The sequence below is a fragment of the Pseudomonas sp. E141 genome (assembly GCF_052659885.1).
Window position 1 is genome coordinate 4,820,170 of record NZ_CP084024.1, and the last position, 20,675, is coordinate 4,840,844.

The 20,675-nt window shown below is 61.4% G+C and carries 19 protein-coding genes; 7 read left to right on the forward strand and 12 right to left on the reverse strand.

The features are described from left to right. Positions 1-7: 7 nt before the first annotated feature. The 5 genes from rng to mreB form a co-directional block, all read right to left on the reverse strand. Positions 8-1,465 carry a ribonuclease G gene (rng, locus tag GKKCFE_RS21570; protein ID WP_047228677.1) on the reverse strand — a complete coding sequence of 486 codons (1,458 nt, stop codon included), beginning with the start codon at positions 1,463-1,465 and terminating at the stop codon, positions 8-10. A 56-nt stretch (positions 1,466-1,521) separates the two neighbouring features. Further along, entirely contained in the window at positions 1,522-2,118 is a 597-nt protein-coding gene (locus GKKCFE_RS21575; protein ID WP_188250976.1) for a Maf family protein, read from the reverse strand. A 43-nt stretch (positions 2,119-2,161) separates the two neighbouring features. After that, positions 2,162-2,650, reverse strand: a complete 489-nt coding sequence (mreD, locus tag GKKCFE_RS21580) for a rod shape-determining protein MreD (RefSeq protein WP_047228679.1) — start codon at positions 2,648-2,650, stop codon at positions 2,162-2,164. Continuing rightward, on the reverse strand, positions 2,650-3,717 hold the full coding sequence (gene mreC / locus GKKCFE_RS21585; RefSeq protein ID WP_445577066.1) for a rod shape-determining protein MreC: 1,068 nt from the start codon (positions 3,715-3,717) through the stop codon (positions 2,650-2,652). Before mreC ends, mreD begins: the two co-directional genes overlap by 1 nt. Positions 3,718-3,889: 172 nt before the next feature. Continuing rightward, positions 3,890-4,927 carry a rod shape-determining protein MreB gene (mreB, locus tag GKKCFE_RS21590; protein WP_002555108.1) on the reverse strand — a complete coding sequence of 346 codons (1,038 nt, stop codon included), beginning with the start codon at positions 4,925-4,927 and terminating at the stop codon, positions 3,890-3,892. 294 nt (positions 4,928-5,221) lie between these two features. Here mreB and gatC point away from each other — a divergent pair, with 294 nt between their 5' ends. The 6 genes from gatC to GKKCFE_RS21620 all read left to right on the forward strand — a co-directional run bounded on the left by gatC (position 5,222) and on the right by GKKCFE_RS21620 (position 10,481). Further along, positions 5,222-5,509, forward strand: a complete 288-nt coding sequence (gene gatC / locus GKKCFE_RS21595; RefSeq protein WP_047228681.1) for an Asp-tRNA(Asn)/Glu-tRNA(Gln) amidotransferase subunit GatC — start codon at positions 5,222-5,224, stop codon at positions 5,507-5,509. Positions 5,510-5,525: 16 nt separating this feature from the next. Then, positions 5,526-6,977 carry an Asp-tRNA(Asn)/Glu-tRNA(Gln) amidotransferase subunit GatA gene (gene gatA / locus GKKCFE_RS21600; protein WP_107321878.1) on the forward strand — a complete coding sequence of 484 codons (1,452 nt, stop codon included), beginning with the start codon at positions 5,526-5,528 and terminating at the stop codon, positions 6,975-6,977. A 10-nt stretch (positions 6,978-6,987) separates the two neighbouring features. Then, a complete protein-coding gene (gene gatB, locus GKKCFE_RS21605; RefSeq protein ID WP_047228683.1) occupies positions 6,988-8,433 on the forward strand; it encodes an Asp-tRNA(Asn)/Glu-tRNA(Gln) amidotransferase subunit GatB in 1,446 nt (481 codons plus the stop codon). Between the two features lie 182 nt (positions 8,434-8,615). Beyond that, positions 8,616-8,993, forward strand: a complete 378-nt coding sequence (locus GKKCFE_RS21610) for a septal ring lytic transglycosylase RlpA family protein (RefSeq protein ID WP_076383559.1) — start codon at positions 8,616-8,618, stop codon at positions 8,991-8,993. A 49-nt stretch (positions 8,994-9,042) separates the two neighbouring features. Further along, positions 9,043-10,104, forward strand: a complete 1,062-nt coding sequence (locus GKKCFE_RS21615; protein WP_047228693.1) for a calcium/sodium antiporter — start codon at positions 9,043-9,045, stop codon at positions 10,102-10,104. After that, complete coding sequence (locus GKKCFE_RS21620; protein ID WP_076383558.1) at positions 10,101-10,481, forward strand: carboxymuconolactone decarboxylase family protein; 381 nt, start codon at positions 10,101-10,103, stop codon at positions 10,479-10,481. The genes GKKCFE_RS21615 and GKKCFE_RS21620 overlap by 4 nt, the downstream gene beginning before the upstream one ends. A gap of 135 nt (positions 10,482-10,616) precedes the next feature. Here GKKCFE_RS21620 and GKKCFE_RS21625 read toward each other — a convergent pair whose 3' ends face one another. From GKKCFE_RS21625 to kdgD, 5 genes are all read right to left on the reverse strand, one after another. Further along, positions 10,617-11,558, reverse strand: a complete 942-nt coding sequence (locus GKKCFE_RS21625; protein ID WP_047228686.1) for an AEC family transporter — start codon at positions 11,556-11,558, stop codon at positions 10,617-10,619. Positions 11,559-11,817: 259 nt separating this feature from the next. After that, the gene (gene garD / locus GKKCFE_RS21630; protein WP_188250977.1) at positions 11,818-13,371 is read right to left on the reverse strand and encodes a galactarate dehydratase; all 1,554 of its coding nucleotides are present in this window, start codon (positions 13,369-13,371) and stop codon (positions 11,818-11,820) included. Positions 13,372-13,384: 13 nt separating this feature from the next. Then, positions 13,385-14,749, reverse strand: a complete 1,365-nt coding sequence (locus GKKCFE_RS21635; RefSeq protein ID WP_047228688.1) for an MFS transporter — start codon at positions 14,747-14,749, stop codon at positions 13,385-13,387. An 85-nt stretch (positions 14,750-14,834) separates the two neighbouring features. Further along, positions 14,835-16,280, reverse strand: coding sequence for an aldehyde dehydrogenase family protein (locus GKKCFE_RS21640; protein WP_047228689.1), 1,446 nt, complete (start codon positions 16,278-16,280; stop codon positions 14,835-14,837). A gap of 129 nt (positions 16,281-16,409) precedes the next feature. Further along, positions 16,410-17,321 (reverse strand): 5-dehydro-4-deoxyglucarate dehydratase, encoded by a 912-nt coding sequence (gene kdgD, locus GKKCFE_RS21645; protein WP_107321877.1) that lies wholly within the window; start codon positions 17,319-17,321, stop codon positions 16,410-16,412. Positions 17,322-17,626: 305 nt separating this feature from the next. Here kdgD and GKKCFE_RS21650 point away from each other — a divergent pair, with 305 nt between their 5' ends. Further along, positions 17,627-17,836, forward strand: a complete 210-nt coding sequence (locus GKKCFE_RS21650) for a hypothetical protein (protein ID WP_107321876.1) — start codon at positions 17,627-17,629, stop codon at positions 17,834-17,836. Between the two features lie 33 nt (positions 17,837-17,869). On the opposite strand, the gene GKKCFE_RS21655 is transcribed toward GKKCFE_RS21650, so the two are convergent. Beyond that, on the reverse strand, positions 17,870-18,616 hold the full coding sequence (locus tag GKKCFE_RS21655) for a FadR/GntR family transcriptional regulator (protein WP_047229015.1): 747 nt from the start codon (positions 18,614-18,616) through the stop codon (positions 17,870-17,872). 256 nt (positions 18,617-18,872) lie between these two features. Continuing rightward, positions 18,873-20,600 (reverse strand): ABC transporter ATP-binding protein/permease, encoded by a 1,728-nt coding sequence (locus GKKCFE_RS21660; RefSeq protein WP_445577067.1) that lies wholly within the window; start codon positions 20,598-20,600, stop codon positions 18,873-18,875. Between the last annotated feature and the right edge of the window lie 75 nt (positions 20,601-20,675).

Genomic DNA, 20,675 nt, shown 5'->3' on the forward strand with positions numbered 1-20,675 from the left:
AGCCACTTCAGAGCAGCACCACGTCGTATTGTTCCTGGGAATACATGGTTTCCACCTGAAAGCGAATCGTGCGACCGATAAAGGCCTCCAGTTCCGCAACGTTCCCTGACTCTTCATCGAGCAGGCGATCCACCACTTTCTGGTTCGCCAACACTCTATAACCTGTGGCCTGGTAAGCGCGTGCCTCCCGGAGGATTTCCCGGAAGATTTCGTAACACACGGTTTCCGGGGTCTTGAGCTTGCCCCGGCCCTGGCAACTGCTGCACGGTTCGCACAGCACCTGCTCAAGGCTCTCGCGAGTGCGCTTGCGGGTCATCTGCACCAGGCCCAGCTCGGTGATCCCGATGATGTTGGTCTTGGCGTGGTCGCGCTCGAGTTGTTTCTCCAGGGTCCGCAGGACCTGGCGCTGGTGCTCTTCATGCTCCATGTCGATGAAGTCGATGATGATGATTCCGCCCAGGTTGCGCAGGCGCAGCTGACGAGCGATGGCGGTGGCCGCTTCCAGGTTGGTCTTGAAGATGGTTTCTTCGAGGTTGCGATGGCCGACGAACGCCCCAGTGTTGACGTCAATGGTGCTCATGGCCTCGGCCGGGTCCACCACCAGGTAGCCGCCGGACTTGAGCGGCACCTTACGCTCCAGGGCCTTCTGGATTTCGTCTTCGACGCCGTACAGGTCGAAAATCGGCCGCTCGCCGGGGTAATGCTCGAGACGATCAGCGATTTCCGGCATCAGCTCCGCCACAAACTGGGTGGTTTTCTGGAAGGTTTCCCGGGAATCGATGCGGATTTTCTCAATCTTGGGGCTGACCAGGTCCCGCAGGGTCCGCAATGCCAGACCGAGGTCTTCGTAGATCACGCTGGGGGTGGCGATGGTCTTGATCTGATCGGCGATCTGGTCCCAGAGCCGGCGCAAATAGCGGATGTCCATGAGAATTTCATCGGCCCCAGCCCCTTCGGCGGCGGTGCGCAGGATGAAACCTCCAGCTTCCTTGATGCCCTCTTTCTCCACGCAATCGCTGACCACCTGCTTGAGGCGCTCGCGCTCGGCTTCATCTTCGATCTTCAGGGAAATGCCGACGTGAGCGGTACGCGGCATGTACACCAGGTAGCGCGACGGAATCGACAGCTGCGTGGTCAAGCGCGCGCCCTTGGAACCGATGGGGTCCTTGGTGACCTGGACCACCAGGCTCTGGCCTTCATGAACCAGGGCACTGATGCTCTCCACGGCCGGGCCTTCACGCATGGATATTTCCGAGGCATGAATGAATGCCGCGCGATCCAGGCCAATATCGACGAACGCCGCCTGCATGCCCGGCAACACCCGCACCACCTTGCCTTTATAGATATTGCCGACGATCCCACGTTTTTGCGTGCGCTCGACGTGAACTTCTTGCAGAACACCGTTTTCAACCACCGCCACGCGCGATTCCATCGGCGTGATGTTGATCAGGATCTCTTCACTCATGGCAGGGTCTCGTTCAGGCGTGTTCACGATAATGGCCGCATCAAGTCAGACGGCGCTCAGCGCGCGCTCAGGGTTTGCCAACAGGGTATGCCGAAATGGCCCAACAGCTCCGAGGTTTCGCACAGCGGCAGGCCGACCACGGCTGAATAGCTGCCTTCAAGCCCGGCGACGAATACCGCCCCCAAGCCCTGAATACCATAGCCGCCGGCCTTGTCCCGGGGCTCACCGCTGTTCCAATAGGCTAGCGCTTGTTGCTCAGTGATGGAGCGAAAGCTGACCCGGCTGCGCACTACACAGGACTCACAACGTTGCCCGTCCAGTACCGCAATGGCGGTCAGCACCTCATGGTCACGACCGGACAGGCTCAAGAGCATCGCCATCGAGTCGGCCTGATCCAGCGGCTTGCCCAGAATCCGCCCGTCCAGCACCACGGCGGTGTCGGCACCCAGCACGCAGCCGTCCACGCCTGCGGGCAAAGCACGTCGCCCGGCCTCGGCCTTGCCGCGCGCCAGACGTTCGACATAGGCCGAAGGGGTTTCGTCATCCAGGGGAGTTTCGTCGATGTCTGCGCTGACGGCGGTGAATGGCACACCGATCTGCGTGAGCAACTCACGCCGACGCGGCGAGCCCGAGGCGAGGTAAAGCGGTTTCATCAAGACATCTCCCTCTCAAGGTGCGGGCCAATGCCTGACCGAATCAGTTGATTTTGAAACGCAGGCGCAAGCCACGCAAACCGAAGCTGACCCACGGCCAGAGCAAGGCACTGACCAGTGCCGGCAACACCAGCGCCAGGGTCGGCTGGCGATTGCCGGTCAGCGCGCTGAGCCACAGTTGCACCAGCTGCGCCAGGCCGAAAATCACCAGGATCACCAGGCACTGCTGCCACATGGGGAACATCCGCAGGCGTTGTTGCAGCGATAGCACCAGGAACGTGATCAGCGTCAGGATCAACGCGTTCTGCCCCAGCAACGTGCCATAAAGCACGTCTTCGGCCAGCCCCAGACACCAGGCGGTGACCATGCCGACCTTGTGCGGCAGCGCTAGCGCCCAGAATGCCAGCAGCAGCGCCAGCCACAGCGGGCGCAGGATTTCCATGAATTGTGGCAGCGGCGAAACGCTGAGCAACAGGCCGATGGCGAACGTCAGCCAGACCATCCAGCCGTTACCGGAATGTGTACTGCTCATTATTCTCGTGCTCCCCTGGTGGCTGGCGCGGTGGCCGGCGTGGAGACAGGCGGTTTGGCCGCGGGCCTTGCGGGTTGAGTCGCCGGCGCTTGGGTGGCCGGCGTAGCAGCCGGAGCAGTCGCTGGCGTTGGCGCCGGGGTCGTTGCAGCCGGGGCAGGTGCCGGTGTTGTGCCCGGGACTGTAGCCGGGGTAACCGGGGTCGCGGTCGAGTCGCTGTTCTGCCGGTCCTCGGCCTCCTGGGCCACGGCGGCGTCGTTGGCGCGCTCTTCCGGGGTGCGGTTGTCGCTGAATACCAGCAGCAGGTATCGGCTGCGATTCAGCGCAGCCGTTGGCACCGCTCGCACGATGGCGAACGGCTGACCTGAGTCGTGTATGACCTCCTTGACCGTCGCCACCGGATACCCGGCCGGGAATCGCTGACCGAGACCGGAACTGACCAGCAGGTCGCCTTCCTTGATGTCGGCGGTGTCTGCGACGTGCCGCAGCTCCAGGCGCTCCGGATTACCGGTGCCGCTGGCAATCGCCCGCAAGCCGTTGCGGTTGACCTGCACGGGAATGCTGTGGGTGGTATCGGTCAGCAACAGCACGCGAGAGGTGTAGGGCATCAACTCCACCACCTGCCCCATCAGGCCGCGAGCATCGAGTACCGGCTGGCCGAGGACAACACCGTCGCGCTCACCCTTGTTGATGATGATGCGGTGGGTAAAGGGGTTGGGGTCCATGCCGATCAACTCGGCCACTTCGACCTTCTCGTTGACCAGCGCCGAGGAATTGAGCAGCTCGCGCAGCCGCACGTTTTGCTCGGTGAGGGCCGCCAGCTTCTGCATGCGTCCCTGCAACAGCAGGTTCTCGGTCTTGAGTTTTTCGTTTTCGGCCACCAGCTCGGTCCGGCTGCCAAACTGGCTGGCCACACCCTGCCACAAGCGCTGCGGCAAATCGGTGATCCAGTAGGATTCCATCAATACCAGCGACATCTGGCTGCGCACTGGCTTGAGCAGCGTGAAACGGGCATCGACCACCATCAGCGCGACCGACAGCACGGTCAGCACCAGCAGGCGCACACCCAATGAGGGGCCTTTGGCGAAAAGCGGTTTAATAAGCCGCTCCTCCCAGGCAAATGTTTTCTTTATTCATACGGCATCAAACCGGCCTGGATACGAATGACAGAAGATAAACGTCAACGGGCAGCACTGCAAAGTGCTGCCCGGGGAGCGAACAACATAGACCATCCAGGCGGACTTATTCGCTGGAGAGCAGATCCATGGTGTGCTTGTCCATCATTTCCAATGCACGGCCACCGCCGCGGGCAACGCAAGTCAGCGGGTCTTCGGCAACGATCACCGGCAAGCCGGTTTCCTGGGCCAGCAGCTTGTCGAGGTCACGCAGCAGCGCGCCACCACCGGTCAGCACCAGGCCGCGCTCGGCGATGTCCGACGCCAGTTCCGGCGGCGACTGCTCCAGAGCACTCTTGACCGCCTGCACGATGGTCGCCAGCGACTCTTGCAGCGCTTCGAGCACTTCGTTGGAGTTGAGGGTGAAGGCACGTGGAACGCCTTCAGCCAGGTTACGGCCGCGAACGTCGACTTCACGCACTTCACCGCCCGGATAGGCCGTGCCGATTTCCTGCTTGATGCGCTCGGCGGTGGATTCGCCGATCAGGCTGCCGTAGTTGCGGCGCACGTAGGTGATGATCGCTTCGTCGAAACGGTCGCCGCCCACACGTACGGACTCGGCGTAGACCACACCGTTGAGGGAGATCAAGGCGATTTCAGTGGTACCACCACCGATGTCGACGACCATCGAACCACGGGCCTCTTCGACCGGCAGGCCGGCACCGATGGCAGCGGCCATCGGTTCTTCGATCAGGAACACTTCACGGGCACCGGCGCCAAGGGCCGACTCACGGATGGCACGACGCTCCACCTGGGTGGACTTGCAGGGCACGCAGATCAGCACGCGAGGGCTGGGCTGCAGGAAACTGTTTTCGTGAACTTTGTTGATGAAGTACTGCAGCATCTTTTCGCAGACGCTGAAGTCGGCGATCACGCCGTCCTTCATGGGGCGAATGGCTGCAATGTTGCCCGGAGTACGGCCCAGCATGCGCTTGGCTTCGGTACCGACAGCCACGACACTCTTCTGGTTACCATGGGTGCGGATGGCCACTACCGAGGGTTCATTCAGGACGATACCGCGCTCGCGCACGTAAATAAGGGTGTTGGCAGTGCCCAGGTCAATGGAAAGATCGCTGGAAAACATGCCACGCAGTTTCTTGAACATGGGAAAGGGACCCTAGGCAACGCGTGGGTAAAAAAGTGCGGCAAACTCTAACAACGACAGGGATTTTGGGCAAGGCGCCAATATGTTAAATTGGCCGCTTTTCTGTGCACCAAACCCCGAAATCGCGGCCAATGCCCTGTTTCACAGATACGTTCCTTTGTTGACGACAATAGAGGCCGTCAAAAAGGAACAGTATTTGTGATACAGGGCACTGGACCGTAGAAATGCGGTAGTGTTCCGACAATCTAACACACGGACAGATTGCGTCCGTTTTGTTTTCCACTGGAGAATCCCATGGCGCTTGAACGCTCCGACGTGGAAAAAATCGCTCACCTGGCCTGTCTGGGCCTCGATGAAGCCGATCTTCCACACATTACTTCTGCCCTGAACAGCATTCTGGGGCTGGTCGACGAGATGCAGGCGGTCAACACCGACGGCATCGAACCCCTGGCCCACCCACTGGAAGCCAGCCAGCGCCTGCGCGCCGACGTCGTGACCGAGTCCAATCACCGCGAGGCCTACCAGTCCATCGCACCAGCGGTCGAAAACGGCCTGTACCTGGTTCCGAAAGTCATCGACTAAAGGGAAAGAGCCTCTCATGCATCACATGACCCTGGCCGAGATCGCCCGCGGACTCGCCGATAAAAAGTTTTCTTCCGAAGAGCTGACCCAGGCCCTGCTGGCGCGCATCGCCCAGCTCGACCCGCAGCTCAACAGCTTCATCAGCCTCACCGAAGAACTGGCCCTGAGCCAGGCCAAGGCCGCCGACGCCCGTCGCGCCAACGGTGAGAGCGGCGCCCTGCTCGGCGCACCGATTGCCCACAAGGATCTGTTCTGCACCCAGGGCATCCGCACCAGTTGCGGCTCGAAGATGCTCGACAACTTCAAGGCCCCGTACGATGCCACCGTGGTCGCCAAACTGGCCGCCGCCGGCGCCGTAACCCTCGGCAAGACCAACATGGACGAATTCGCCATGGGTTCGGCCAACGAGTCGAGCTACTACGGCGCAGTGAAAAACCCGTGGAACCTGGAACACGTACCGGGTGGCTCGTCCGGTGGTTCCGCCGCCGCCGTGGCCGCGCGCCTGCTGCCGGCCGCCACCGCCACCGACACTGGCGGTTCGATTCGCCAGCCGGCGGCGTTTACCAACCTCACGGGCCTCAAGCCGACCTATGGCCGCGTATCGCGCTGGGGCATGATCGCCTACGCCTCCAGCCTCGACCAGGGCGGTCCGCTGGCGCGCACCGCCGAAGACTGCGCGATCCTGCTGCAAGGCATGGCTGGCTTCGATCCGAACGACTCCACCAGCATCGATGAACCGGTGCCGGACTACAGCGCCAGCCTCAACGGCTCGTTGCAGGGCCTGCGCATCGGCGTGCCGAAGGAATATTTCAGCGCCGGCCTGGACCCGCGCATCGCCGAGCTGACCCACAACAGCATCAAGGAGCTGGAGAAGCTCGGCGCGGTGATCAAGCCAATCAGCCTGCCGAACATGCAGCACGCGATTCCGGCGTACTACGTGATCGCCCCGGCGGAAGCGTCCTCGAACCTGTCGCGTTTCGACGGCGTGCGCTTCGGCTATCGCTGCGAAAATCCGGACAACCTGATGGACCTGTACAAGCGCTCCCGTGGCGAAGGCTTCGGCGCCGAAGTGCAGCGCCGGATCATGGTCGGTGCCTACGCGCTGTCCGCCGGCTACTACGATGCCTACTACCTCAAGGCGCAGAAAATCCGTCGCCTGGTGAAGAACGACTTCATGGCCGCCTTCAACGAGGTCGACATCATCCTTGGCCCAACCACGCCGAACCCGGCCTGGAAACTCGGCGCCAAGAGCAGCGACCCGGTCGCTGAGTACCTGGAAGACGTCTACACCATCACCGCCAACCTCGCGGGCCTGCCGGGCCTGTCCATGCCGGCCGGTTTCGTCGATGGCCTGCCGGTGGGCGTGCAGTTGCTCGCACCGTACTTCCAGGAAGGCCGCCTGCTCAATGTGGCTCACCAGTATCAGTTGAACACTGACTGGCACACCCGCACCCCAACCGGCTTCTGAGGAGAAACACATGCAATGGGAAGTCGTGATCGGGCTGGAGATTCATACCCAGCTCACCACCCGGTCGAAAATCTTTTCCGGTAGCTCCACCACGTTCGGCTCCGAGCCCAACACCCAGGCCAGCCTGGTCGACCTGGGCATGCCCGGCGTGCTGCCAGTGCTCAACGCCGAAGCGGTGCGCATGGCGGTGATGTTCGGCCTGGCGATTGACGCCGAAATCGGCCAGCACAACGTGTTCGCCCGCAAGAACTACTTCTACCCGGACCTGCCCAAGGGCTACCAGATCAGCCAGATGGAATTGCCGATTGTCGGCAAGGGCCACCTGGACATCGCCCTGGAAGACGGCACGGTCAAGCGCGTCGGCATCACCCGGGCGCACCTGGAAGAAGACGCCGGCAAGAGCCTGCACGAAGAATTCAACGGCGCCACTGGCATTGACCTGAACCGTGCCGGCACGCCGCTGCTGGAAATCGTCTCCGAACCGGACATGCGCAGCGCCAAGGAAGCCGTGGCCTACGTCAAGGCGATCCACGCGCTGGTGCGTTACCTGGGCATCTGCGACGGCAACATGGCCGAAGGCTCGCTGCGCTGCGACTGCAACGTGTCGATCCGGCCCAAGGGCCAGGTTGAATTCGGCACCCGCTGCGAGATCAAGAACGTCAACTCGTTCCGCTTCATCGAGAAAGCGATCAACAGCGAGATCCAGCGCCAGATCGAACTGATCGAGGACGGCGGCAAGGTCATCCAGCAGACTCGCCTGTACGACCCGAACAAGGACGAAACCCGTCCGATGCGCAGTAAAGAGGAAGCCAACGACTATCGTTACTTCCCCGACCCGGACCTGCTGCCGGTGGTGATCGAGGACTCGTTCCTCAATGACGTGCGTGCCACCTTGCCGGAACTGCCACCCCAGAAACGCGAGCGCTTCCAGGCGCAGTTCGGGCTGTCGAGCTATGACGCCAACGTCCTGGCCACCAGCCGCGAACAGGCCGATTACTTCGAAAAAGTCGTGAGCATCGGCGGCGACGCCAAGCTGGCGGCCAACTGGGTGATGGTCGAGTTGGGCAGCCTGCTGAACAAGCAGGGCCTGGAGATCGACCAGTCGCCGGTATCGGCCGAGCAACTGGGCGGCATGCTGTTGCGGATCAAGGACAACACCATTTCCGGCAAGATCGCCAAGATGGTCTTCGAAGCCATGGCCAATGGTGAAGGCAGCGCCGATGAGATCATCGAGAAGCGCGGCTTGAAGCAAGTCACCGACACCGGTGCAATCAGCGCCGTACTCGATGAAATGCTCGCGGCCAACGCCGAGCAAGTCGAGCAATACCGTGCGGCAGACGAAGCCAAGCGCGGCAAGATGTTCGGTTTCTTCGTCGGCCAGGCCATGAAAGCCTCCAAGGGCAAGGCCAACCCGCAACAGGTCAACGAACTGCTTAAAAGCAAGCTCGAGGGCTGATTGCCATGGAGCCAGTACCTGCATCTGGCTCATTCCCCTGTGGCGAGGGAGCTTGCTCCCGCTGGGCTGCGCAGCAGCCCCTAAATCCGGCAGCGGAAATGGGGGCCGCTTCGCGCCCCAGCGGGAGCAAGCTCCCTCGCCACAATGCATTCCACAACCACATTGATGTGGGAAACCCCAACATGAAGCGTCTCCTCGCCGCCTGCGCCCTGCTGTCCCTGCTGGCCGGTTGTGCCAGCCAGAGCGGGACGGTCGATCCACACGGCTATGACCAGACCGGCGTCGCCTCTTATTACGGTGCCAGGCACCATGGCAAGCGCACCGCCAGCGGCGAGCGCTTCAACCAGCATGGCCTGACCGCCGCCCATCGCCAGTTGCCGTTCGGCACACGGGTGAAAGTCACCAACCTGAAAAACAACGACAGTGTCGTGGTCCGCATCAACGACCGCGGCCCCTACACTCGTGGCCGCCTGATCGATGTATCCCGCGCTGCCGCCGAGCAACTGGGCATGCTACGCAGCGGCACCGCACGGGTGCGTGTGCAAGCCCTCGACGATTGATAGACGGAGCCCGGACATTTCCCTACTCAATGCCATCCCGCTGCTGAGCCTGATCGAACTGTTCGGTGGCCTGCTGTTGCTGATCGCCGGGGCCGAGCTGCTGGTGCGCGCCGCCGTGGGCCTGGCGGCACGTTTGCAGGTGCGACCGCTGATCATCGGCCTGACCGTGGTCGCCTTTGGCAGCAGCGCCCCGCAAATGGCTGTCAGCCTGCAAGCGACCCTGGCGCAGAACGCTGACATCGCCGTGGGCAGCGTGATCGGCAGCAGCATCTTCAACATCCTCGTCACCCTCGGGTTGTCGGCCCTGATCATTCCGTTGCGCGTCTCACGTCAACTGGTGCGCCTGGACATCCCGCTGATGATCGGCGCCAGCCTGCTGGTGTTCGTGCTGGCCTGGAACGAGGAACTGACGCAACTGGACGGCGCGTTGCTGTTGATGGCCCTGGCGGTGTACCTGGGTCTGTTGCTGCGCCAGTCGCGGCATTCGGGGCGACCGCATGGGATGGGCGTGGACGTGGCGCAAGTGTCATGGCCCAAAAGCCTGTCGATGATGGTCGTGGGCCTGGCGATGCTGATTTTCGCCGGGCACTTGCTGTTGGGCGCAGCGGTGGAAGTGGCGACGGACCTGGGGCTGTCGGAACGCATCATCGGCCTGACCATCGTCGCCGTCAGCACCTCGCTGCCGGAACTCGCCACCTCGCTGATCGCCGCCCTGCGGGGCCAGCGAGACATTGCCGTGGGCAACGTGATCGGCAGCAACCTGTTCAACCTGCTGGGCGTGCTGGGGGTGACAGCCCTCGCCGCGCCCTCGCCGCTTTCGGTGTCCCCCAATGCTCTGGATTTCGACCTGCCGGTGATGCTCGGCGTGGCGGTACTGTGCCTGCCGGTGTTTTATTCCGGCTACCGCGTCACCCGCGCCGAAGGTCTGCTGTTTTTGGGCTTGTACCTGGCCTATGGGCTGCATGTGGTGTCGTTCACTACCGGCATGCCTCTGGCCGGCCAACTGGAACGACTGATGCTGTTCTATGTGCTGCCGGCCCTGCTCGCGTTTTTGCTGTTCAGCTCCTTGCGCGCCTGGCGCCGTCAACACCACAAGAGGGATTTGCCATGACCGACACTCCAAAGACCGGCCTGGACATGCGCCGCCAGGTGATGGGCGACGCGTTCGTCGACCGTGCCTTGGGCAACGCCACCGAATTCACCCAGCCGCTGCAGGACTTCGTCAACGAGCACGCCTGGGGCAGCGTTTGGAGCCGCGAAGGCCTGCCGCTCAAAACCCGCAGCCTGATCACCCTCGCCGCCCTCACCGCCCTCAAATGCCCGCAGGAATTGAAAGGCCACGTGCGCGGGGCCTTGAACAACGGCTGTACAGTGGAAGAGATTCGCGAGGCGTTGCTGCATTGCGCGGTGTATGCGGGGGTGCCGGCGGCGATTGATGCATTCAGGGCGGCGCAGGAAGTGATCGATAGTTATCAGAAATCTGAGTGACTGGGAGATCGCTATCGCGAGCAAGCTCGCTCCCACAGTGGATCTTCGGTGTACATAAAATTCCGGTACACCTGCGATTACCTGTGGGAGCGAGCTTGCTCGCGATTGGCCCTCAAGAACACCACAACCCAGAACCTAGATCCACCCACCCCACTGCAACACAAAAATCCCCAGGTTGGTGGTAATCGCCGCCATCAGCGTGGTGATGACGATGATCGCCGCGGCCAGTTCATGGTTGCCATCGGCCGCGCGGGCCATGACGTAACTGGCGGCGGCGGTGGGGCTGCCAAAGTACAGGAACAGAATTCCCAGCTCCGCCCCACGAAAACCCCAGAGCCAGGCGCCGAGGGTGGCCAGCAGGGGCAGGCCGATCATTTTCACCAGACTCGAACTCAGGGCCATCTTGCCGCTTTTGCGCAGCGCCGCCAGCGACAGCGTGCCGCCGATGCAGATCAACGCCAGGGGCAAGGTCATCTGGGCAAGGTATTTGGCCGAGGTTTCGAACCAGTTCGGCAGGCCTATCTGCCAATAGGCCAACGGCGCGGCTACGACCACACTGATGATCAGCGGGTTGCTGACCACGCTTTTGCAGATGCTCCAGGGGTCGGACTTGATCACTGGGCTGTAGACCGCCAGCACGATGGTCGACAGGGTGTTGTAGAACAGGATCACCAGCGCCGCGAGTATCGACCCCAGGGAAATCCCGTAGTCGCCATACATGCTCGCCGCCAGTGCCAGGCCGATCACGCCGTTATTGCCGCGAAAGGCGCCCTGGGTATAGATGCCACGGTCCTCACGCGGGCAACGCCAGATCGCCCAGCCCCAGGCCACGGCAAAGCACACCAGGGTGGCAATGGAGAAATAGATCAACAGGTCCGGCTGCAATGCCGCGTGGAGATCGGCATGCAGGATGCCGAGGAACAACAGCGCCGGCATGGTGACGTTGAACACCAGGGACGAGGCCATGTGGATGAAGTTGTCGTTGATCCAATAGATGCGCTTGAGCAACGTCCCCAGAAACAACATGGCAAACACCGGCGCGGTGATGTTCAGGGTTTCGAGGAAAATTGCCAGCATGCCGGGGACCTTGAGAAGGGTGTCGTTAGGTGGCTAATGATAGCCACTAACGACACTGGCGTCTGGTAGACCGCTATCGCGAGCAGGCTCGCTCCCACATTTGTTCCTGGGTGAACACAAAATCCATATTCACCACAAACCCCTGTGGGAGCGAGCTTGCTCGCGATAGCGGTGTGTCAGCTTGCATAAATGCTGAATGTACCGCCGTCATCGCGAGCAAGCTCGCTCCCACACTGGATCTCCAGCGATCACGAAATCATCAAGTAATCGGCGCCGGGTTGAACAAGGTGATGTCGTTGTACAGCTTGTGCCGCTCGGCCCAGGTCTGTTTCTTGCCGCTGGCCACGTCCAGGTAGTAATGGAACAGTTCCCAGCCCAGTTCCTCGATGGAGGCGCGCCCGGTGGCGATCCGGCCGGCGTCGATGTCGATCAGGTCCGGCCAGCGCTGGGCCAGTTCGGTGCGGGTCGAGACCTTTACGACCGGCGCCATGGCCAAGCCGTACGGCGTGCCACGGCCGGTGGTGAAGACATGCAGGTTCATCCCCGCCGCCAGTTGCAAGGTGCCGCAGACAAAATCACTGGCCGGTGTCGCGCAGAAGATCAGGCCCTTTTGCTTAAAGCGCTCGCCCGGACCCAGAACGCCGTTGATTGCACTGCTGCCGGACTTGACGATCGAGCCCAGGGATTTTTCGACGATGTTCGACAGCCCGCCCTTCTTGTTGCCCGGCGTGGTGTTGGCACTGCGATCGGCCTCGCCCTTGGCCAGGTAACGGTCGTACCAGTCCATCTCGCGTACCAGCTCCTGGGCGACTTCCCGGGTTTGCGCCCGGGAGGTCAGCAGGTAGATCGCATCGCGCACTTCGGTGACTTCGGAAAACATCACCGTCGCCCCGGCCCGCAGCAGCAGGTCCGAGGCATAGCCCAGGGCCGGGTTGGCGGTGATGCCGGAAAACGCATCGCTGCCACCGCACTGCATGCCCAGGATCAGCTCCGAGGCCGGCACGGTTTCGCGGCGGCGCAGATCGAGCTTCTTCAGCCGGGTTTCGGCCAGCTCCATGATCTGCTCGATCATTTCGGTGAAACCGTGACTGGAATCCTGCAAGCGATACAGCCATGGCTCGCTGAGGTCCACCGAGCTGTCGTTCTCATGCATCACCTGCCCGGCCTGCAATTTCTCGCAGCCCAGGCTGATCACCAGCGCTTCGCCACCCAGGTTCGGGTTGCGTGCCAGATTGCGCACGGTGCGGATCGGGATGTACGCGTCGGTGGCGGTGATCGCCACACCGCAGCCGTAGCTGTGAGTCAGCGCCACCACGTCATCGACGTTCGGGTACTTGGGCAGCAATTCGTCCTTGATGCGCTTGACCGCATGGTCCAGCACCCCGGTCACGCACTGCACCGTGGTGGTTATGCCCAGGATGTTGCGCGTGCCCACGGTACCGTCGGCGTTGCGATAGCCTTCGAAGGTGTAACCTTGCAACGGCGCATCGGCCGCCGGCACGTCGGTGGACAGCGGCAGGCTGTCCAGCGGCGGTGCGGTGGGCATGCGCAGTTGGTCTTCCTTGACCCAACTGCCACGGGGGATCGGTTGCAATGCGTAGCCAATGACCTGGCCGTAGCGAATCACCTCGCCGCCCTCGGGAATATCTTCCAGGGTTACCTTGTGGCTCTGCGGTACAAAGTCCACGGTGACCAGGCCATCCGGGAACTCAGTCCCGGCTGGCACGCCCTGGTCGTTCACCACAATGACCACGTTGTCCCGCTCATTCAGGCGGATGTAACGGGGCGAATCGGCATGTTCAATCAGTTGCATCGACATCGCTCCTTCAGGATTTCGCTTCAGACAGGCTGGAAAGTTGATCATCCCGGGCCGCGGGCTCTTTGAGCACGACACGCTTGATCGGCCCGACGATCACCAGGTAACTGAACACCGCCATCAGCGCGTTGCAGCCCACGAACACCAGCGCCCATTTGAACGAACCGGTGGAGCTGATGATGTAGCCGATAACGATCGGCGTGGTGATCGAAGCCAGGTTGCCGAAGGTGTTGAACAGGCCGCCGCTCAGACCGGCGATCTGTTTTGGCGAAGTGTCGGACACCACGGCCCAACCCAGTGCGCCTACGCCTTTACCGAAGAAGGCCAAGGCCATGAAGCCCACCACCATCCATTCGATGTCCACGTAGTTGCACGCCACGATGCTGCTGGACACCAGCAGGCCGGCGATGATCGGCGCCTTGCGAGCGAAGGTCAGCGAGTGGCCCTTGCGCAGCAGGTAGTCGGAAATCACCCCACCGAGCACGCCACCGATGAAGCCGCAGATCGCCGGCAAGGAGGCGATGAAACCAGCCTTGAGGATGGTCATGCCGCGCTCCTGCACCAGGTACACCGGGAACCAGGTCAGGAAGAAGTAGGTGATGCCGTTGATGCAGTATTGGCCCAGGTACACGCCGAGCATCATGCGGTTGGTCAGCAACTGGCGGATGTAATCCCACTTCGGACCGTCGGTCTTCTTACCCCTGCCCTTGTCCTGGTCCATGTCGACCATCGCGCCGTTGGCGGCGATGTGATTGAACTCGGCCTCGTTGATCATCGGGTGCTGACGCGGGCTGTGGATAACCTTCAGCCAGACCAGCGAGAACACGATACCGACCACGCCCATCACGATGAACACGTGCTGCCAGCCAAAGCGGTAGACGATCCAGCCCATCAGCGGCGCAAACAACACCGTGGCGAAATACTGGGCCGAGTTGAAAATCGCCGAAGCGGTGCCGCGTTCAGCGGTGGGGAACCAGGCCGCGACGATGCGGGCGTTACCCGGGAAGGAAGGCGCCTCGGCCAGCCCCACCAGAAAACGCAGCATGAACAGCGCCACCACGGCGGTGGAGACGCCGAACTCACCGACATAGCCTTGCAGCACGGTGAACAGCGACCAGGTAAAAATGCTCAAGGCATAGATTTTTTTCGACCCGAACCGGTCAAGCAGCCAGCCGCCCGGGATCTGCCCGGCCACGTAGGCCCAGCCGAAGGCGGAGAAGATATAACCGAGGGTAACGGCATCGATGCCGAGGTCTTTCTGCAGGCTGGAGCCGGCGATAGCGATGGTTGCGCGGTCGGCATAGTTGATCGTTGTCACCAGAAACAGCATGAGCAGGATCAAATAGCGGACGCGAGTCGGCTTGGTTTCTTGCATTTAAATCTACTTCCACTATTTATTTTTATACGGGAAATCTGGTTGTACGGCCGGGCGGGTTGTCCCGCTCCGGCCGGTGACGCAATTACGATCCGATGTAAGAAGTTTTCACCACGGTGTAGAACTCTTGCGCATAGCGACCTTGCTCGCGCGAGCCATAGGACGAACCTTTGCGGCCGCCGAACGGTACATGGTAATCCACGCCGGCGGTCGGCAGATTGACCATCACCATGCCCGCCTGGGAATGACGCTTGAAGTGGTTGGCATATTTGAGCGAGGTGGTGGCGATACCGGCGGACAGCCCGAACTCGGTGTCGTTGGCCATCGCCAGCGCCGCTTCATAATCGGCCACACGGACGACGTTGGCCACCGGGCCAAAGATTTCTTCGCGGCTGATGCGCATCGAGGCTTCGCTGTCGGCAAACAGTGTCGGTGCCAGGAAATAACCTTCGGTGTCGCACGTCACCAGGCCGCCACCGCTGACCAGCCGCGCACCTTCGCTCTGGCCGATGTCGATGTACTTCAAGTCCTGGTTGAGCTGGGCTTCGGAAACCACCGGCCCGATATCGGTGCCGGCCTTCAAGGCATGACCGACCTTGATCGACTGCATGCGCTCGGCCATGGCAGCGACGAACTTGTCGTGGATGCCGGCGGTCACGATCAGGCGGCTCGAAGCCGTGCAACGCTGGCCGGTGGAGTAAAACGCGCTCTGCACCGCCAGTTCGACAGCCTGTTTGAGATCGGCGTCGTCGAGGATGACCTGCGGGTTCTTGCCGCCCATCTCCAGTTGCACCTTGGCCTGGCGCGCCACGCAATTGACCGCGATCTGCCGCCCCACGCCCACGGAACCGGTGAAGCTGATACCGTCGACCTTCGGGCTGTTGACTAGGACTTCACCGACCACACGGCCGCTGCCCATCACCAGGTTGAACACACCGGCCGGGAAACCGGCGCGGGAAATGATGTCCGCCAGGGCCCAGGCACAACCTGGCACCAATTCGGCGGGCTTGATCACCACACAGTTGCCGTAGGCCAGCGCCGGGGCGATCTTCCAGGCAGGGATCGCGATCGGGAAGTTCCACGGCGTGATCAAACCGACCACACCCAACGCTTCACGGGTGACTTCGACGTTGACGCCCGGGCGCACCGACGGCAAGTAATCGCCCGACAGGCGCAGGCACTCGCCAGCGAAAAACTTGAAAATGTTGCCGGCGCGGGTCACTTCGCCAATGGCTTCGGGCAGGGTCTTGCCCTCCTCCCGGGCCAACAGTTGGCCGAGTTCTTCGCGACGGGCGAGGATCTCGCTGCCGACTTTGTCCAGCGCATCGTGACGGGCCTGGATGCCCGAGGTCGACCAGGCCGGGAACGCGGCGCGGGCGGCTTCGATGGCGGCATTGACTTGAGCTGCATCAGCCTTGGCGTATTCACCAATGACATCGGACAAGTCAGACGGGTTGATGTTGGTGCAATAGTCGGCACCGGCCACCCACTGACCGTTGATGTAGTTATCGAAACGCTTTGAATCTGCCACGGAGCTACTCCTTCTACAATAGCTGTCTAGGAACGCAGAGCGTCCCTGGCTGCGTGCCCACGCGGAGCGTGGGAACGATCAAGCCTTACGCAAAAAGCCGCTGATTGCTCAGCGGCTTCGTCGGATCTGTTACTGCTTGCCTTGCTTGTCGATCAGCGCGGCCAGGGCATCGTATTCTTCCGGCAGCAGGTCGGTCAGCGGCGTACGCACAGGGCCTGCGTCGTAGCCGACGATCTTCGCGCCAGCCTTGACGATGCTCACGGCATAACCGGCCTTGCGGTTACGAATGTCCAGGTAAGGCAGGAAGAAGTCGTCGATGATCTTGCCGACGGTCGCGTGATCTTCACGGGAAATGGCGTGGTAGAAATCCATCGCGGTTTTCGGAATGAAGTTGAACACCGCCGAGGAGTAGACCGGCACGCCCAGGGCCTTGTAGGCCGCGGCATAGACTTCTGCGGTCGGCAGGCCGCCCAGGTAGCTGAAACGATCGCCAAGACGACGGCGGATCGACACCATCAATTCGATATCGCCCAGGCCATCCTTATAGCCGATCAGGTTCGGGCAGCGCTCGGCCAGTTGCTCCAAGTGCGTGGCGTTCAGGCGGCAGACGTTGCGGTTGTAAACCACCACGCCGATCTTCACCGATTTGCACACGGCTTCAACGTGGGCGGCTACGCCGTCCTGGCTGGCTTCAGTCAAGTAGTGCGGCAGCAGCAACAGGCCCTTGGCGCCCAGACGCTCGGCTTCCTGAGCGTACTCGATGGCCTGGCGGGTAGCACCGCCGACACCGGCGAGGATTGGCACGCTGGTGGCGCAGGTATCAACAGCTGTCTTGATGACTTGCGAATACTCGCTGGCGGCCAGGGAGAAAAACTCACCGGTGCCACCGGCCGCGAAAAGTGCCGAGGCGCCATACGGGGCCAGCCACTCGAGGCGCTTGACGTAGCTGTCGCGATTGAAATCGCCTTGAGCAGTGAAATCGGTGACCGGGAAAGACAGCAGGCCAGACGAGAGGATGGACTTCAGTTCTTGTGGATTCATTATTCGAACACCCTGGACGCAAATGTTGTGTTGTAGGAAACGGTTCAGCTTCAAGAGAAGTTGTAAGTCATCGTACAACTTAAAATGCGAACGTCAACTGCATTTCGTCTTTTGTCGGGGGTCAGGTGCGCGGAGTTTGGCGAAAAGCCTTTGAGATCGGGCCTTTGAGGTTTGCTGGCAAACTGAGGAATCTTGCCCTGCGAGGGCAGCGGACCGCTCATCGCGACTGTAAGTTATTACAGTTTCGGACGCGGGTGAGGGAGATTGAAAATCGCCTCCTCCCTCCACGAGCAGGTCCATAGGCCATGAAAACCCAACATCGATTTCATTTCCCTAAGGTAACGGGACGCAACGTGCAAGAGTTGCCGTCCGATTTCGACTTCCATGTCAGTATCGGCGACCGTATTGAGTTTGAAGCGATACCGGGAACTGAATGGGTGGTTACCCAAAAAAAATTCAAGGTCCTTTTTGATGGTTCTGTCGAATACGTTGATTACGAAACGGATGAGGCTTGAATCCTCCCTAGCCAAAAGAGCAGTGAAGCGCCTCTAACCCTGCGCCTGCGCCTCTTCATGAGCTTGGCGCAGCCGTTCGCGGCTGTTGGTCAGGTGCAAGCGCATGGCCGCACGGGCCGCGTCGGAGTCCTGGCGGGCGATGGCTTCGTAGATTTCCTCGTGCTCACGGCTCAGGCGGTCCATGTAGTGCTGGTGGTCGTCGTGAGCCAGGCGCGCCGAATTCAACCGGGTGCGCGGGATGATGCTGGTGCCCAGGTGGGTCATGATGTCAGTGAAGTAGCGGTTGCCGGTGGACAGGGCGATTTCAAGGTGGAAGGCGAAGTCCGAGGCCACCGCGTCGCTGGCGTGGGCCGCGCTTTCGTTCAGCGCATCCAGGGCAGCGCGCATCGCAGCCAGTTGCTCGTCGCTGCGGCGCTGGGCTGCAAGGCCTGCCGATTCCACTTCCAGGCTGATGCGCAACTCCAGGATCGCCAGCACGTCACGCAAGGTGACCACCGTCGCCGGGTCGATGCGAAAGCCGCTCGGGCTGGGCGTGTCCAGCACGAAGGTGCCGATGCCGTGGCGGGTTTCCACCTGGCCGGCGGCCTGCAAACGGGAAATCGCCTCGCGCACCACGGTGCGGCTGACGCCATGGGCTTCCATGATCGCCGACTCGGTGGGCAATTTATCGCCACGCTTGAGAAGACCGTCGCGAATCTGCTCGGTCAACACCGTCACCAGCTCCTGCGCCAGGCTGCGGCGCTTGCGGGGAAGGCGTGGTACGTCGATCGGTCTTTCCATGTGTCTGTGTCTCGGCAAGCGGCTGAATGCGCATCATGATAGCGCAACGTGGTTGTACGATCACCGTGCTCCCTGGCGGTCTTGGCAAAGTTTGCCGCCATGCACCGTTGTGGCGAGGGGATTTATCCCCGCGGGGCTGCGAAGCAGCCCTCTTGATCTACCAGCAGATCAATATCGTTGACCTTTGATTTTGAAGGGGCGCTTCGCACCCAACGGGGATAAATCCCCTCGCCACAACGGTGTTCGGCAATGACAATCAGGCGACTACAGCTTGCTCCACCAGTTGGCCATTTTCGATACGCACATGTCGCGGATGGAACCGTTTCAAACTGCTGCGATGGCCAACGCTGACAATGCTCAGCCCCGGCAACTGGTCAATCAGCGCCTGGTACAGCGTCGCTTCATCTTCTTCGTCCATCGCCGACGTGGCTTCGTCCATATACAACCATTGTGGTGCGTAGAGCAATGCGCGGGCGAACGCCAGGCGTTGCTGCTCGCCGGGCGAGAGCATGCGCTGCCAATGGCTGGCTTCGTCCAGTCGCGCCACCAGATGCGGCAGGCGACAGGTTTCCAGCACTTGGGCATAACGCTCTGGCGGGTACGTGTCGCCCGGTTGTGGATAACTCAGCGCTTCGCGCAAGGTGCCAATGGGCAGATAGGGTTTTTGCGGCAGGAACAGATAACGCGCCGCAGGCAACCGGATCGCGCCGTGGCCATCCGGCCACAAATGCCCCATTGCCCGGAACAGGGTGGATTTACCGCTGCCCGAACGCCCGCTGAGCATCACCCGTTCGCCCGGCTCGACGGTCATGTCGGTATGGCTGAGCAGATGGCGGCCATCGGCCAGGTCCAACCCCAGGTTTTGCACTTTCAATGCATGACCCTGGTTCTGCACATCGATGGCCGGCACGCGGTCTTCGTTGTCGCTCATGGCCTGGCGGAAGCTCAGCAGACGGTCACACGTGGCGCGCCACGCGGCGAGGTCGGTGTACGCGCTGATGAACCAACTGAAATTCTCCTGCACATTGCCGAACGCCGAGTTGATCTGCATAAGCTCGCCCAGCTGGATCTTGCCGGCGAAGTAGCGTGGCGCGGCGACGATGAACGGGAAGATGATCGCAATCTGGCCGTAGCCGGAGGTGAAGAAGGTCAGGCGCTTGGACACCCGCATGATGTCCCAGAAGTTATGCCAGACCAGACCAAAGCGGCCACTCAAGCGGCGGTTCTCGTTGGGTTCGCCGTTGTACAAGGCAATGCTCTCGGCGTTCTCGCGCACCCGCACCATGGAAAAACGCAGGTCGGCTTCAAAGCGTTGCTGGTTGTTGTTCAGGCTGATCAAGCGACGGCCGATCAGGTGCGTCAGCCAACTGCCCACCGCCGCATACACCAGCGCACACCAGAACATGTAGCCGGGGATGGTGTAGCCAAACACCTGGATGCTGCCCGACACGCCCCACAAAATGATCGAGAACGACACCAGGCTGACCACGGTGCGCAGCAGTCCCAGGCCCAGCCCCAGGGTGTTGCTGGTAAAACTGTTGAGGTCTTCGGAGATCCGCTGGTCCGGGTTATCGGTGTAACCGCCCTGCTCCAGCCGGTAGTAATTCTTGTCATTGAGCCAACGGGCGAAGTGTTTCTCCGTGAGCCAGGCCCGCCAGCGAATGGTGAGCATCTGCGTGAGGTACAAGCGATACACCGCGCCCAGGATCGCCACCGCGGCGATGCCGCAGAAATACAGGATCAACCGCCAGAACGCGACGCTGTCCTTCTCCTGCAAGGCGTTATAGAAATCCTTGTACCAACTGTTGATCCACACCGAAATCGCCACGCTGAACAGCGACAGCACGATGACGGCAATCAACAGCGTCCAGGCCTTGCCCTTCTCCTCACTGCGCCAGTACGGCGTGGTCATTTGCCAGACACGGCGGAAAAACTGCCCGCGCACCGCATCATTGACCGCGGAATATTCAGCGTTCTGATTCATGGTTAAGGCTCTGTAAAGAAAAAAAACTCGGGCCGATCATAGAACAACGGCCCGATTTGCCGCGAGGGTGGACAA

Coding starts and splice junctions, on each gene's coding strand:
- GKKCFE_RS21610 (WP_076383559.1), top strand. CDS start 8,616: ATGAAGCGTCTCCTCGCCGCCTGCGCCCTGCTGTCCCTGCTGGCCGGT.
- GKKCFE_RS21575 (WP_188250976.1), bottom strand. CDS start 2,118: ATGAAACCGCTTTACCTCGCCTCGGGCTCGCCGCGTCGGCGTGAGTTG.
- mreB (WP_002555108.1), bottom strand. CDS start 4,927: ATGTTCAAGAAACTGCGTGGCATGTTTTCCAGCGATCTTTCCATTGAC.
- rng (WP_047228677.1), bottom strand. CDS start 1,465: ATGAGTGAAGAGATCCTGATCAACATCACGCCGATGGAATCGCGCGTG.
- GKKCFE_RS21635 (WP_047228688.1), bottom strand. CDS start 14,749: ATGCAAGAAACCAAGCCGACTCGCGTCCGCTATTTGATCCTGCTCATG.
- gatA (WP_107321878.1), top strand. CDS start 5,526: ATGCATCACATGACCCTGGCCGAGATCGCCCGCGGACTCGCCGATAAA.
- GKKCFE_RS21655 (WP_047229015.1), bottom strand. CDS start 18,616: ATGGAAAGACCGATCGACGTACCACGCCTTCCCCGCAAGCGCCGCAGC.
- gatB (WP_047228683.1), top strand. CDS start 6,988: ATGCAATGGGAAGTCGTGATCGGGCTGGAGATTCATACCCAGCTCACC.
- kdgD (WP_107321877.1), bottom strand. CDS start 17,321: ATGAATCCACAAGAACTGAAGTCCATCCTCTCGTCTGGCCTGCTGTCT.
- GKKCFE_RS21660 (WP_445577067.1), bottom strand. CDS start 20,600: ATGAATCAGAACGCTGAATATTCCGCGGTCAATGATGCGGTGCGCGGG.
- GKKCFE_RS21650 (WP_107321876.1), top strand. CDS start 17,627: ATGAAAACCCAACATCGATTTCATTTCCCTAAGGTAACGGGACGCAAC.
- mreD (WP_047228679.1), bottom strand. CDS start 2,650: ATGAGCAGTACACATTCCGGTAACGGCTGGATGGTCTGGCTGACGTTC.
- GKKCFE_RS21620 (WP_076383558.1), top strand. CDS start 10,101: ATGACCGACACTCCAAAGACCGGCCTGGACATGCGCCGCCAGGTGATG.
- GKKCFE_RS21625 (WP_047228686.1), bottom strand. CDS start 11,558: ATGCTGGCAATTTTCCTCGAAACCCTGAACATCACCGCGCCGGTGTTT.
- gatC (WP_047228681.1), top strand. CDS start 5,222: ATGGCGCTTGAACGCTCCGACGTGGAAAAAATCGCTCACCTGGCCTGT.
- garD (WP_188250977.1), bottom strand. CDS start 13,371: ATGCAACTGATTGAACATGCCGATTCGCCCCGTTACATCCGCCTGAAT.